Raw genomic sequence first — 12444 nt, forward strand, 5'->3', positions numbered from 1 at the left:
CCGTCCGAATATCAGCCAGCCTACCAATCGCGCCAACTACCTTGCAGCCTTGCGGCCTGGCCAAGATTGGACGCCGCGCCAAGCACTTTCGGGTCGAAGACAACCTTCAGATTGCCGGTGACATTGGCGGAACCGGCATTCACAATCGCTCCGTAGATGGTGGGCGAACCGTTACCCGTGATATTGCCAGTCACATAAACCAATCCGTTGATCACGGAATTGGCGCTCATATCGAAATCGCCATTTACAATAAGAACCACAGGATGATCCTGGGTACCGATATTTCCCGGTAAGCTGGCATTGCCTTCAACCCAGATGGCGTTGTCCTGCATGTTGACTATGCTGTTCAGACTGGTTGAATTCGATGTGGCCAGCACGCTGCCGGGGTCAACTACCCAGGTAGCTGTGCTGTCCCGGTACGCTACAGGTGTCTGGCCAAAGAAGTACTGAAAAAAGCCATCGCTGCTCAGGCTTGAAAGCTTTGTGTCGTTGCTCACCGTGTCGTGACCAAGGTTGGCGCCTTGCGTGGAACACTGATATCCGGTGGGCGGGTTATTGCACCCGGGGCTGTTCCCGACATTTCGATAAGGATCGCTCAGACTGGCGATCGGATTGCTGACTTCATCGCGAATGAAAGTCTTGCCTGTGTTGCTTTGGCCGAGCAGCGCCCCCCCCGACCAAACTGTCAGGTCGTTGAAGTAGTTGAGGATCGAGGCTCCCCCCGTCAATAGATTGGCCGTGCCTCTGGACGTAACCGGTGTCGAAATGCTGCCCCCGAGAGATGGACTGAAGCCCGCTAACTGCACAATGCGCTGGACCGAACTGTCGTCATCGCTCCAGCCACAACTGATAATGCCTACCCGTGAAAGGTCCATCGGTACGACCGGTTGCGGCAGTGCCGCGGGTGGCAGTGTGCAGGACAATGCCGTGCCATGCGTTGCCGGACAGGTCGTATAAGGAATATCCAACGGGTCGCAGTAAAGCGCCTGGTAATAACTCGGCGTTCCGCTGCTGCTCGTCAGCGTATTCGGTGTGATCACGTCTGGCACGCCATTCTTATCCTGATCGATCCCGCCCTTTCGCATATAGGCCAGGGCCTGATCAAGGCCCGCACTGGCTGCCGCAAACGCCTGTTTCGTCCGTATCTCATTGGCCGAGAGGCGTTGCTCCATGATGGCCGCTCGATTGGTATAAAGCACCATCAGTCCCACCGCCAATAGCAGAATGACGGTCATGATGAGCGTTGCCGCCCCCTGTTGAATCGTGGCTTTCTGTCGCGATGCGAATGGGCGGGACCTCTGGGCAGGTAACTTCATGGCGTGATTACACGGTTGTTGCGTACGAGCACCGTTCCATTCAGAGTTCGAACTATGGTCGAATCGGTTTTGCTTTGAGCCGTAAGGCTGATATTGATCCGCCGGGTTTCTACAAAAGTGTTGGTGGCAGGCGGATAGGTGACTGGCGCGCCAGCTGCGGCCGGGCTGCACGCCTGCAGACTTCCACCTGTTGTTGTCCAGGCTGTGAAAGTGGTGGTATTGGTCGGGTCGTAAGTCGCCGGCAGGTATGAAATGCATTTGGAGCCGATGGTATCGAACGTCAGAGCCGTTACCGTGATGGCTCTCTGGTCTGTCAGGTTCTCCCAAATGGCATCTGTCCCGCACTGCGTACTGGTACTAGTACTAGCTAAATTTGCCGTCGGCAGCAGCGTTTGCACAGCGCCTCCTGAAAGCCGGAACCCGAAGAAATCCATAAAAGCGGCATTGCTGTCCACGACTCCGGGCGCGCCGCCAGCGAACGTTGCATCGTAGCTGTACAGAATGCAGTTGCTGCTGCCCGATATTTCGAGGTTAGTGGCTGCCGCGGTGAACGGATTGGCTCCTTTTGTGGCATTTCCCCAGTATCCAGCCCGTCTAATGTCGTTGACCATGATGTCCATCACAGCACGCATATCCTGGTTCAACTGGGTCGCCGTTGTGGTGACCTGGTTGCCTCGGGAAAAATTCAGGTAGACCGCAGACATTCCCCAAAGCACGATCAACGAGACCACCATGCCCACCATCAATCCGATGAGGCTGTATCCCGACTGTTGTCTTGAAATTGGGCTCAACATGTTGGGTACCCGCCTACCGCCCCACCTGGAGAGCACAATGAAATTCGACCGAGTCGTCCGATGTTCAGGCTGAGCTGCCTGCCCATGGGAGATTGCAAAGTAATAGATTGATCGGTGTTGCCGGTGGCAAGCCCCCGCAGGTCAAACGTGATGACGGCCTGCGCAGCTGGCGAGGTCATCGTGCAGCCCGTGCATTCGGTGGCCGACACGGTGTGCGATACGTTGTTTCCTGCTTCGTTGATGAAACAGGTGGCCCCACTGCATGCCGCAGAGCCATTCGCTATGCCGACATACCAGGGCGCGGACGGGCCCACCGTAAAGGATACGGTTTTTAAGCCAGAGGCGGCCGACGACGACTGTTTGATTGCCTCCGAACGCGCCAGTTGCGCCAGATTCGAAATCGCCCGCATCTGGCTGATCAGACGCTGCTTATCGAGGTAATCACTGAGATTCGGAAATGCCATGGTGACAAGAATGCAGAGCACGGCAATCGTGACCATTAGCTCAATTAACGTGAAGCCACCGGGATGCCTTCTCATGATCACTTGCCCCAGCATGTGGCCGGTGAATAGGTTATTGTGGTTCCGCTAACTGCATAGACGATCGCAGTGCAGCCCGTATCGGCCAGTTGGGATGTCGATGACGCGTTTGCCGTCAACGTGTAGGAGCTTGCTGTCACCGAAGTTGGAGTTGCGAGGGTATAGTTCCCTTGATCGCTGAGGCAAGCGCCTGAAGTCGGGCAAGGCGGCGATAGATTAGATGTCGCAGTCGCGTAGGTCGTATTGTTCAAGCGATACTTTTCCTGCGCGATGCTCGCCGCCTGGAGCAGAGCCTGGGCATCGGCGCGCCTTCCTTTCCTCACATAATTCTGATAGGACGGTATGGCGACGGCTGCCAGGATAGCCACGATGGCGACCGCGATTAGCAGCTCAATGAGAGTAAAACCTCTGTAGCGATTAAAACGCCTCTGCATTTTTTTGACTCAATAGTTCATTGTGATGGCGCTAAGGACAACCGATCCACTCAACGCGGGCAGTCGTCGTCGACTGAAATGCAAGCGTAGCCATGCGTGTGCCTGAGTGATGAGTCGGAGATGAAGCGATAGATCAGGCTTGCAGAAGCGGGAAGCCAAGGGAAAGGGCGTGTGACTTGTCGCCAGTACCTGCGCAACGATCTGTTGCCCTGATCCGGCGGCGGTAGCGGCGCGATCCAGGCGCTCGTCGCCAATCGGCTCGGGCACATCAATGCCCGCGGCCGAGCCAGGTTTGCGCATTCGTTCCGGGTGATCAAGCAGCAATTCGGCCTCACGAAGGTCAGATACTGCGGGCTGATACAAGAACGCGGTTCAGATCACGACGCTGCTCGCGCTGGACGGCCTGCGGTTGGCGCATGGCACGCTGATCGGGGCGCAGACAGGACTGGGTCCGCATCGCGCAGTCGAGGGCCGGCCGACGATTACACGCAAATCCCTGTCGCCTGAGGTGGCGACGGATTTCTTGTGGAACCGGGAAATTGGGCTCAGTCGCGCAAGAATTAGCGGATTCAGCGCTGTCGTCGACAGCGCTGATATGCGGACGAGAGGGCTGGCGCGCCTCTGATGACCTGTTTCATATTGACCCCTTCTTTCGTTGCGCGATCAGACCAGGCGCTCCGCTCTGCGGCGGAACTACCACGTCCTTCCCGAAAATTGCCTCGTTCTGGCATGCTGGAGCCGCATGCGGCATGCGACCGGCAGCGCCTATTTTGTTTATTGACGGGCTCACTAAATGGCCACGTGGCTCAGATGTTGAGGATTTTATACAATCGTGTCAATACTCGACAGAAGGTTGCCAAGGCACAACGTCAATCGTTGGACGATTGCCACATCCTGCCCACTTGGCACCATTGGTACCTTTGGCACTACGCCGCCTTCGTCGCAGGCAAACTGGTAACCGGTGTGGCTTATACCTGACATGGACTCGTCCAGGATCAGCAGTGAAGCATGTAGCGCGGGCACCAGGCGGGAATGACTCGCGTCGCCAGGCATTGCCGCCGATGACCAGGGCTCCGAGCCTGTTGCCGTGCTAGCTCTGGCGCCGCGCGATGAAATGCCGGCGGCTGCCCTGCCCCAGCTCCAGTTGCGCCTTGATTGCCTCGTTCACGCGCGGATGTCCCTAGCCGAGGGACGACACCGCGGCGGCGCCGGAGGCTTCCAGTAGCGCCTGCCTTCAATGCCCCTCAGTTCGGTGCCCTTGCCGGCGACCAGCACCGGGAGAGTCTCTGGCGCGGATTCCGATGAAAGACGTGGGTCATGAAGCTCGATGGGTCCAAAACGACAGGCCTGTAGTGGCGTCGGCGCTTACAGCTTTGATCGCCGAGGTCGATATACGAAGACGCAGCGGTGATGGCGGCAGTATAGATACAAAACCTCCCTCGACGGAACATATGTTTCATAAATAGGCGGACCGGAATCGAACGAATCCACACGTTGGGCAACCGGCCGAGCGAGGGCCGCGTGCCTGTCGCGCAACCAGGTGATGCTGCCCGCAGCCAGCTGTGCAACAATCGTTACAAATCCAATCCGGAGTACCAATGTCGTCCGACAGCCCCACCCCGCCGCAAGACCTGGAGGCCCTGCTTGCCCGGCTGCGCGCCAGTTTCCCGACGCTCAGCACGCAGTTCCAGGGCGGCGCGCGCTACCTGCTCGACCATCCGCAGGACGTGCCGGTGCTGTCAATGCGCAAGATCGCGGCCAGCGCCGGGGTGCAGCCGGCCACCCTGGTGCGGCTGTCGCAGCATCTGGGCTTCGAGGGCTGGCAGGGACTGCGGGAGCTGTTTGTCGACGCGCTGCGCGGCGGCAGCCAGCCGTATGCGCACCGCGCGCGCAAGGTGGTGCGTGAAAGCAGCGCCAGCCGCATGCTGGGCGAGATGCTGGACGCGCAGCACCACAACCTGGACCTGATCGCCGCCAGCAACGAAAAGACGCTGCCGCAGGCCGCCGAGCTGCTGTCGCAAGCGGCCTGCGTGCATGTGGCGGGCTTCCGCTCCTGCTTTCCGATCGCGTTCACCTTCCACTATGTCTACCGGCTGTTCCGCAGCTCCGTGCACCTGATCCGCGCCGATGCCGGCACGCTGGAAATGGAGCTGCGCGGCCTCGCGCCCAAGGATGCGGTGGTGGTGGTCAGCTTCGCCCCGTATTCACACGAGAGCATCCGCGTGGCCGCGGCCGCGCGCGAGTGCGGCTGCAAGGTGATCGCTCTGACCGACAGCACGGTGTCGCCGATGGCGCTGGCGGCGGACTGCACGCTGCTGTTCTCGGTGGAAAGCCCGTCGTTCTTCCCGTCGATTACCGCCGGCGTGGCCGTGGCCGAGGCGCTGGTCGAGCAGCTGCTCGCGCGCAAGGGCAAGGGCGCGATCCGCGCGCTGGAGCAGGCCGAGGGCGAGCTGCACCGCACCGGCGCCTACGTGGCGGCCGGGCGCGGCTGAGCCGGCCCGCCGCGCCCGGCTTACTGCGTGCACTTCTCCCGATACGCCTGCTGCAGCGACTTCTTCGGACGGTCACGTTCCAGCTCCGGGACCATGCGGCCCTGCGCGGTTTCAATGGCCGGCTGGGTGGCGCGGTATTCGCGCTTGGGCGCCTCGGCGATCTGGGCGGCCAGGGCGCGGCATTCGTCCGACTGGATGCTGCCCGGCGTCGCGGCCGGGTCGGGACGGTAGGGGGTGGTGCCCTGCTGCACCGCTTCGTTGATGGCGGCGGCGGCAGCACTGTCCCCGTCCGGCTTCTGCGCATGGGCACCGCAGGCCAGCGCCACGGCGGCGATCGCGGCAATACGGGTCAGGATTCGCTGGCGGCTCGGCATGATTGACTTCTCTCCTGTGGCTCGATGAATTTAGTCAAAGGCCGCCAGCTTAATCGTTCGCGGCCTGCCTGACACTACCGGCATTACCGGCATTTCCGACATTTGCGGCGTCGATGCCACCTGCGACGGGCCCATCGCCCGGCATTCCCGCCTTGCCTGCCTGGACGCGCGCCGCTTGGCGCCAGTCCTGGCGGTGGCGCCGCATCTGCCCCAGCGCCATCCGGGTCATGCTGGCCCAGCCGGACGGCCGCGGATCAGCCAGCATGCTGAGCGCGCGCGCGTAGTCCAGCGTCAGGCCGGGCGTCCAGGCCATGGTCTTGGCGCGCTTGCGGATCTGCGCAGCCACCCAGAGCTCCGGCGTGGTCAGCAGGCGCCAGAGCGGCCGCCAGCCCCTGGCCTGGCGCCAGACCCGGGGGCTGGAAAAACCGGCGGGCCGGGGCCGCTAGTCGCGGCGGCGGTCGCCGCCTTCGTCGCGCTCCAGCTCCCAGTCGCGGCGCATCATGACGTAGGTGAACGAGGTAGACCAGCCGATCAGGATCAGGCCGACGAGCGGCTCGATACTGGCGATCAGGCGGGTGGCGCCCACCGGGACGATATCGCCCAGGCTCTGCGTGGTAAAGGTTTCCAGCGCAAAGTAGGCATAGACCAGCGCACCCGGCTGCCCGTGCATGCCCGATGCCTTGCCGCCCGGCGCGGCAACGCCTGCCAGCCCGCCCAGGCCCAGCACCTGGTCGGCAAACCAGAAACCCAGTGCGAACAGCAGCGCCTCAAGGCAATGGACCACGATGATGCAGACGATCAGCACGCCGATATTGACGCGCCCGCTCCAGCGCCGGGGGTGCATCGCGGACAGCAGCCGCAGCGCCTCGTAGTGGATGCCGACCACGGTCACGGTCAGCACGGCGGCGCATAGCAGTGCCAGCGAATAGTGTTCGGCGGAGGTTTCCATGCGCAGCGGCAGGTCCGGTAAGGCGTCGGGGCAAGCGGTATGGTACGGAACGGGGCGGACAAAAAAATGACGCCCTCCAAAATAACACTGGAAGGCGTGCGGGAAAACCAGGGCGCAGTCAGTGGCTGGCGCGCTGCTGCGCTGGCAGCCCTGGCAGAGGTTTGTTGCTGGCGGCGGCCGGGCGGCCGCCGGGTGGCCCGGTTTCAGTGCTTGCAGTACAGGTTGACGTACAGCCCCCCGTTCCAGTTGAAGGTGTTGTTGCCGCTGACCCGGACCTGGACGATGTCGTTGGCCGCCACAGGTGTGGTGGCCGGCGCCGAACAGGTCCGGTCGGCGTTGTCGAGCACGCATTGGGACGCATCGGTCAAAGGCAGCGATTCGAGCGTGTCCAGCGCCGTGCCGCTGGCGACACGATATGCCGTCATCGTGTATGCCGCATTGGACGGCACTGCGCCCGCCAGGCTTGCGGTCAGGGTAAAGCCGCCGTCGCAGGCCACGGGCATCACCGCGCCGAAATAGGGATCGGAACTCTGCTGCGTCAGCCCGGAGCCGGTCATGACGTAAGTCCCGTTGCCGCCGGGCGGCGAGGTGACGGCGAAATTGGCCGTGTAGACGGTTCCGCCCGTGCCGGGATCTCCCTTGTCGCCCTTTTCTCCCGCCGCACCCGTTGCACCCGTTGCACCCGTTGCACCCGTTGCACCCGTTGCACCCGTTGCACCCTGCGCACCCGTCGCACCCTGCGGACCCGTCGCACCCTGCGAACCTGTCGCGCCCGTCGCGCCAGTGGCACCCGTCGCACCCTGCGCGCCGGTATCGCCCTTGTCCCCCTTCGCACCTGCCGGCCCTGCCGGCCCTGGCGCCCCGTCAGCCCCAGCGGGACCCGCTGGGCCGACCGGCCCCGTCAGCCCGACCACGGATACCCCGGCCGGCCAGCCATCCGCCGTCTTCGGGCCGAACAGCGTGTTGGTGGTCGTATTCAGGTAGAAGCTGCCGACCCCGCCGTCCGCCGCGGTGGGATCGGCCGCGCCGTGCAGCAGTACGGCACCAGGCGCGCCGGCCACGCCCTGCGGGCCGATCAGCGACACGCCGGCCGGCCAGGCCCCGCCAGCCTTGGGACCGTAGAGCGTCGAGCCCGAGACATTGATGTAGAAGTCGCCATCCGTGCCGACGTCCGCGGTCGGCGCATTGGTGCCGGACAGGATGGTCTTGCCGTTGGCGCCGGCGGGACCGGGCACGCTGGCCGATGGCCCGGCGCTGGCCGACGTGGAATCGCCGCCGCCACCGCCGCAACCGGCGAGCAGGATGGCGAAGCAGGCGAGCGGGATCGCTGCGCGTTTCAGGTCGATGTGTTGCATGATGAAAGCCCCCGGATTCTTTTTTGAACTGCATCCCCGGATCGATGCCGGGTGAATCCAATCTAGAGATCGCGGTGCCTCCGACAAATCGTGCATTCGCATGGGCTGTTTCATTAATGAAGCGCGCGGGCGGAACCAGGGAAATTCCGTGCCAGGCCAAATGAATCGCACACCCGTTTAAAATGAAAAAAGGCCATGGAAAACGATTATGAAAAAACCCGGGCTGCCGCGCCAGGCCACGCGAACGCGTGCTGGCAAGATGTCGGCACCGTGGGCGTCTGCAGCACCGCGGCAATGGGTGCCGGCGCAGCCATCAAAGCCCCGGCGTGGCCTCGCCCAAATGGTTGAATAACGGTTGAATTCCGGATGGGATGGCCTGGCGATGGCCGGCGATGGCCCGTTCAAAAGAGAAACAAATAATCGCCATTTACCCCTTTATGGGGGGGTATTCGCAGTGCCGCGGCAACCCGCCATTTATGCGCCTCCCGGCCAGGCTCCGGCACCGTGGCGATGCACTATGCTGAATACTCCAACGGCTCCACGCGGAGGCCAACGTGCGCAAACTCTTTCCGATCCTTACGGCAGTGCTGCTGTGCGGCGCCACCGGCATGGCATTCGCCCACAACTGCCCCAATGAGATGAAGGCCATCGACGCCAAACTGTCGACCAAGCCTGCCCTGTCGCAGGAAGACGCCGCCAAGGTCGCCAAGCTGCGCGCAGACGGCGAGGCCTATCACAAGGCTGGCAATCATGACGAAGCGATGAAATCGCTGCTCGAAGCGAAGAAGATCCTGGGTATCTGATAGCCGGCACAAAAAACCGCCACGCACCCAGGCGTGGCGGTTTTTCTTGTTTTCCTGCGGACAACGCCGCGGCCGGCTGGCTCAGGAGCCCGATCCCACCTGCTGAACCACGCCATTGGGCGCCACCAGGTAATACTCGGCGCCAATCCCGACCCAGCGCGTGCCTTTGCGCGGCGCGGGCAGGTTGTACTGCTTGTAGTCATCGATCACATACTGGCGGTCCCTGAACTCGGTGGGCAGCCGGTCGCCCTTCTTCCACTGCTGCACCTGCATATAGGGCGAGTTCTGCGCAGCCGGCTCGGAGGCGGCCATGGAATCCTTCATCGGCTTGGACCTGGCACCGCCCTGCGCCATCGCGAACGGCGCCGCCAGCACGCTTGCCGCCAGCAACAGCACCGGCATCGCTTTCTTGATATTCATCGTGATCTCCTTGCGTACGGGAAAACCGAACTGCCGGAGGATCCGACAGCATCTACCAGATTAGTCACAAATGCTGACGATCGGGCATCCGCCAGCCCTCGCAGCCTTGACGAATGCGGCAGTCAAGGCACGCGGGGATGGCCAGGTTGTTCACAATTGTTTGCCGGATGGCATCCATCGGGGGGGGGGAGCCTCTGACGGCACCCATGACTAGAATAGAACCTGACAGAAACAAGACTTTGAAGCGCTGCTGATGCGCACGGACAACGTGCCGTACGTGGCCAAGAACAACGGCAGGAATTGCGTCGAGTGGGAGCGGGAGGCCGGGTCGCCGGTGCTTGCCTGAGGCTGCCTGGCCGCCAGTCCTGGGGCGGCTATGCTGCTGGCGTCTCGCCGGCTGCAAACTCCGCGCCCCCGTAGTCGTCGTCCACGGCCACGTTGCCGTCGAGCAGCCGCTGGCTTCCAATGCGCCCACGTCGATCCGCCGTGGTCCACGCCAGCGCCAGGCCCCGGCTGCTGCTGGCGGGGCCGCATCGCCCGGCACTTCGCCAAAGGTGTAGTGTGCCGCCGCCGACAGCGCGCCCCACTTGCCCGCGTACTTCGCCATGTTGTCCTGGCGCGGACCGGTGTAGCCGTTAAGGATGGCGACAGCATCCAGATTGGGATGGCCATAGTGCTGGAAGCGAAACGTTGCGTCATAGGCCGTGGTGAACTGGCGCCCGAACGTCAGCTTGCCCCACGCCTGGTGCTCGAGCCCCAGAAAAGACTGCCGGCCGAACAGCCGGCCCGTGCCCTGCGTGCCAACCTGCCCGTAGTTCGGCGCCGCGGTCCCTTGCAGCGAGGCACCGGTGGCCAGGTCGAAACCGCTTTCCAGGTCGAACAGCGCCGACCAGCCCGCACCCAGCGCCTCGATGCCGCGCACGCCCCAGCGCGAGCCGCTGAAATAGCCCTCGCTCAGTTCCGCCAGGCGCTGGTCCCCGCGGTTGTTGTCCGAGTACCGGACCATGGTGTCGATCAGGCCATAGACCGAAACGGACGACGCCGCCGGCTGCGCCAGCGCCTGCTGGGAGGCGCCGCAACCCACAACCGCCAGCACGCCGGCCATCGCCAGTGGCATGGCGCAGCCGCGCCTGGTATTCCAAACCCTCACGCCCGCCCTCCGTTTTTGCATACAAATTAAGAATGCAAAAATATAGGGCGAGGCCGGCCATCCGCATACGAATGTGTGCGCATGAGGTCATGCGGTTTGCGCCGAAGGTGCCTGGCACGGGCACGTAGAATCTGCCGGTTTCAGGAAGTCAGGCTAGCGGCAGAGTCTATGCCACTTACGGAGCGGTCTATATCGCGCCCGCGCTCGGCTGGCTGTGGACAGTCGATAAAGTATCCCCGACCTGGAATGACGTCGTCGGCGTCGGGTTGGCGTTATGCGGAGCAGGTGTAATCGCCATGGGACAACGGCCGGGCTAGTCGCGCCGCGATCGCCGCGTGCCGGCAAGGTCACGGACCACAGATCATTGCCATCCTTCCATAATTCGACTACATTCAAATTATGGAAACAAACACCGCTCTTGAGGCGCTCGCCGCCCTCGCCCATGGGATTCGTCTGGCCGTTTTTCGCCTGCTTGTGCAAGCCGGCCCTGAGGGCCTGCCCGCCGGCCGTATCGCTGAGCTGATGGAAATGCCAGCCTCGTCAATGTCCTTTCACCTCAAGGAACTGCATCGCGCCGGACTGCTCACGAGCCGCCAGGATGGGCGGTCGATCATCTACTCGGCCGGCTACGAGACCATGAACGATCTGCTCAGTTATCTCACGGAGAATTGCTGCGGCGGGAATCCGTGCTCCCCTGTGACCCGCTGCAGCATCGGCGAACAGCCTGCGGAGCCGAAGCGATGAACACGGCGCAGCAAGCCGCTGTTGCAGCACCGAGCAGCGGTATCGGCTTTTTCGAACGTTATCTGACCGTCTGGGTCGCGCTCTGCATCGTCGCCGGCATCCTGCTCGGACAGTCGCTGCCCGGCGTGTTTCACGCCGTCGGTGCCATGGAGGTGGCACGGGTGAACATCCCGGTCGGCCTGCTGATCTGGGTCATGATCATCCCGATGCTGATCAAGATCGATTTCGGGGCGATGGGCCAGGTCGCCGGCCACTGGCGCGGCATCGGCGTGACGCTGTTCGTGAACTGGCTCGTGAAGCCGTTCTCGATGGCACTGCTGGGCTGGATCTTCGTGCGGCACGTCTTCACAGCGTGGCTGCCGGCCGACCAGCTCGACAGCTATGTCGCCGGCCTGATCCTGCTGGCAGCGGCGCCATGCACCGCGATGGTCTTCGTCTGGTCGCAGCTCTGCAAGGGCGACCCGTATTTCACGCTGTCGCAAGTGGCGCTCAACGACGCCATCATGGTCGTGGCCTTTGCACCCGTGGTCGGGCTCTTGCTGGGCCTGTCGTCGATCGCCGTGCCGTGGGAGACCCTCATCACATCGGTCGCGCTCTACATCGTTATTCCGGTGCTGATCGCCCAGATCATCCGCAGGGCGCTGCTTGCACGCGGCGAGGCAACGTATCGGCGCGTGGTGGGTGCGCTCGGCCCTTATTCGATCATGGCACTTCTTGCCACGCTCGTATTGCTCTTTGGCTTCCAGGGCAATGCCATTGTCGAGCAACCATTGATCATTCTGCTGCTGGCCGTCCCGATCCTGATTCAGGTGGTATTGAATTCCGGCCTCGCCTATTACCTCAATCGCCGCTTTGGCGTCGCCCATTGCGTGGCTGGCCCCTCGGCGCTGATTGGTGCCAGCAATTTCTTTGAGCTGGCAGTCGCCACCGCTATCAGCCTGTTCGGCTTTCAATCCGGCGCCGCGCTGGCCACGGTGGTCGGCGTACTGATCGAGGTGCCCGTCATGCTGCTGGTCGTCGGCGTGGTGAACCGATCGCGCTATTGGTACGAAGCCAAGACGAACTGAGAACCCG

The 12444-nt window shown here is 62.7% G+C and carries 15 protein-coding genes and 2 pseudogenes; 5 read left to right on the top strand and 12 right to left on the bottom strand.

The features are described 5' to 3' along the window. Positions 1 to 20 precede the first annotated feature (20 nt). From DN412_RS04265 to DN412_RS45805, 6 genes and pseudogenes are all read right to left on the bottom strand, one after another. A complete protein-coding gene (locus DN412_RS04265; protein WP_279635123.1) occupies positions 21 to 1316 on the bottom strand; it encodes a pilus assembly PilX family protein in 1296 nt (431 codons plus the stop codon). Next, positions 1313 to 2110 carry a PilW family protein gene (locus DN412_RS43340; RefSeq protein WP_161563975.1) on the bottom strand — a complete coding sequence of 266 codons (798 nt, stop codon included), beginning with the start codon at positions 2108 to 2110 and terminating at the stop codon, positions 1313 to 1315. Before DN412_RS43340 ends, DN412_RS04265 begins: the two co-directional genes overlap by 4 nt. Next, entirely contained in the window at positions 2104 to 2649 is a 546-nt protein-coding gene (locus tag DN412_RS04270) for a GspH/FimT family pseudopilin (protein WP_161563976.1), read from the bottom strand. Before DN412_RS04270 ends, DN412_RS43340 begins: the two co-directional genes overlap by 7 nt. Positions 2650 to 2651: 2 nt before the next feature. Next, positions 2652 to 3083, bottom strand: coding sequence for a type IV pilin protein (locus DN412_RS45795; protein ID WP_115013373.1), 432 nt, complete (start codon positions 3081 to 3083; stop codon positions 2652 to 2654). Between the two features lie 9 nt (positions 3084 to 3092). Then, positions 3093 to 3446 carry a hypothetical protein gene (locus DN412_RS45800; protein ID WP_161563977.1) on the bottom strand — a complete coding sequence of 118 codons (354 nt, stop codon included), beginning with the start codon at positions 3444 to 3446 and terminating at the stop codon, positions 3093 to 3095. Between the two features lie 534 nt (positions 3447 to 3980). Then, positions 3981 to 4402 (bottom strand): annotated as a pseudogene (locus DN412_RS45805) (hypothetical protein); the annotation flags it as partial. Positions 4403 to 4681: 279 nt separating this feature from the next. Here DN412_RS45805 and DN412_RS04285 point away from each other — a divergent pair. Continuing rightward, on the top strand, positions 4682 to 5575 hold the full coding sequence (locus DN412_RS04285; protein ID WP_115013374.1) for a MurR/RpiR family transcriptional regulator: 894 nt from the start codon (positions 4682 to 4684) through the stop codon (positions 5573 to 5575). Positions 5576 to 5595: 20 nt separating this feature from the next. On the opposite strand, the gene DN412_RS04290 is transcribed toward DN412_RS04285, so the two are convergent. The 4 genes and pseudogenes from DN412_RS04290 to DN412_RS45430 all read right to left on the bottom strand — a co-directional run bounded on the left by DN412_RS04290 (position 5596) and on the right by DN412_RS45430 (position 8253). Then, positions 5596 to 5949, bottom strand: coding sequence for a hypothetical protein (locus DN412_RS04290; protein ID WP_115013375.1), 354 nt, complete (start codon positions 5947 to 5949; stop codon positions 5596 to 5598). Positions 5950 to 5998: 49 nt separating this feature from the next. Then, positions 5999 to 6370, bottom strand: a pseudogene (locus DN412_RS04295) (DUF308 domain-containing protein); the annotation flags it as partial. A gap of 21 nt (positions 6371 to 6391) precedes the next feature. Beyond that, positions 6392 to 6898, bottom strand: coding sequence for an ion channel (locus tag DN412_RS04300; protein WP_115013376.1), 507 nt, complete (start codon positions 6896 to 6898; stop codon positions 6392 to 6394). A gap of 203 nt (positions 6899 to 7101) precedes the next feature. Next, positions 7102 to 8253, bottom strand: coding sequence for a collagen-like protein (locus DN412_RS45430; RefSeq protein ID WP_115013377.1), 1152 nt, complete (start codon positions 8251 to 8253; stop codon positions 7102 to 7104). Positions 8254 to 8807: 554 nt separating this feature from the next. Here DN412_RS45430 and DN412_RS04310 point away from each other — a divergent pair. Further along, positions 8808 to 9056 (top strand): hypothetical protein, encoded by a 249-nt coding sequence (locus DN412_RS04310; RefSeq protein ID WP_115013378.1) that lies wholly within the window; start codon positions 8808 to 8810, stop codon positions 9054 to 9056. 81 nt (positions 9057 to 9137) lie between these two features. Here the strand turns inward: DN412_RS04310 and DN412_RS04315 are convergent, their stop codons facing one another. Together DN412_RS04315 and DN412_RS44395 are read right to left on the bottom strand one after the other, a co-directional pair. Continuing rightward, positions 9138 to 9476 carry an RcnB family protein gene (locus tag DN412_RS04315; RefSeq protein ID WP_078195216.1) on the bottom strand — a complete coding sequence of 113 codons (339 nt, stop codon included), beginning with the start codon at positions 9474 to 9476 and terminating at the stop codon, positions 9138 to 9140. Positions 9477 to 9540: 64 nt separating this feature from the next. Continuing rightward, positions 9541 to 10593 (bottom strand): porin, encoded by a 1053-nt coding sequence (locus DN412_RS44395; RefSeq protein WP_244222557.1) that lies wholly within the window; start codon positions 10591 to 10593, stop codon positions 9541 to 9543. A gap of 164 nt (positions 10594 to 10757) precedes the next feature. On the opposite strand from DN412_RS44395, the gene DN412_RS04325 reads away from it, so the two are divergent. From DN412_RS04325 to arsB, 3 genes are all read left to right on the top strand, one after another. After that, on the top strand, positions 10758 to 10943 hold the full coding sequence (locus DN412_RS04325) for a YnfA family protein (RefSeq protein WP_115013464.1): 186 nt from the start codon (positions 10758 to 10760) through the stop codon (positions 10941 to 10943). Between the two features lie 82 nt (positions 10944 to 11025). After that, positions 11026 to 11370 (top strand): ArsR/SmtB family transcription factor, encoded by a 345-nt coding sequence (locus tag DN412_RS04330; protein ID WP_115013379.1) that lies wholly within the window; start codon positions 11026 to 11028, stop codon positions 11368 to 11370. Beyond that, positions 11367 to 12437, top strand: coding sequence for an ACR3 family arsenite efflux transporter (arsB, locus tag DN412_RS04335; RefSeq protein ID WP_115013380.1), 1071 nt, complete (start codon positions 11367 to 11369; stop codon positions 12435 to 12437). Before DN412_RS04330 ends, arsB begins: the two co-directional genes overlap by 4 nt. Positions 12438 to 12444: the final 7 nt, after the last annotated feature.

Origin of the sequence: Cupriavidus lacunae (assembly GCF_003353055.1) — a bacterium.
GTDB lineage: Bacteria > Pseudomonadota > Gammaproteobacteria > Burkholderiales > Burkholderiaceae > Cupriavidus > Cupriavidus lacunae.

Coding starts and splice junctions, on each gene's coding strand:
- DN412_RS45795 (WP_115013373.1), bottom strand. CDS start 3,083: ATGCAGAGGCGTTTTAATCGCTACAGAGGTTTTACTCTCATTGAGCTG.
- DN412_RS04315 (WP_078195216.1), bottom strand. CDS start 9,476: ATGAATATCAAGAAAGCGATGCCGGTGCTGTTGCTGGCGGCAAGCGTG.
- arsB (WP_115013380.1), top strand. CDS start 11,367: ATGAACACGGCGCAGCAAGCCGCTGTTGCAGCACCGAGCAGCGGTATC.
- DN412_RS04300 (WP_115013376.1), bottom strand. CDS start 6,898: ATGGAAACCTCCGCCGAACACTATTCGCTGGCACTGCTATGCGCCGCC.
- DN412_RS04270 (WP_161563976.1), bottom strand. CDS start 2,649: ATGAGAAGGCATCCCGGTGGCTTCACGTTAATTGAGCTAATGGTCACG.
- DN412_RS45430 (WP_115013377.1), bottom strand. CDS start 8,253: ATGCAACACATCGACCTGAAACGCGCAGCGATCCCGCTCGCCTGCTTC.
- DN412_RS04330 (WP_115013379.1), top strand. CDS start 11,026: ATGGAAACAAACACCGCTCTTGAGGCGCTCGCCGCCCTCGCCCATGGG.
- DN412_RS44395 (WP_244222557.1), bottom strand. CDS start 10,593: ATGCCACTGGCGATGGCCGGCGTGCTGGCGGTTGTGGGTTGCGGCGCC.
- DN412_RS43340 (WP_161563975.1), bottom strand. CDS start 2,110: ATGTTGAGCCCAATTTCAAGACAACAGTCGGGATACAGCCTCATCGGA.
- DN412_RS04285 (WP_115013374.1), top strand. CDS start 4,682: ATGTCGTCCGACAGCCCCACCCCGCCGCAAGACCTGGAGGCCCTGCTT.
- DN412_RS04290 (WP_115013375.1), bottom strand. CDS start 5,949: ATGCCGAGCCGCCAGCGAATCCTGACCCGTATTGCCGCGATCGCCGCC.
- DN412_RS04265 (WP_279635123.1), bottom strand. CDS start 1,316: ATGAAGTTACCTGCCCAGAGGTCCCGCCCATTCGCATCGCGACAGAAA.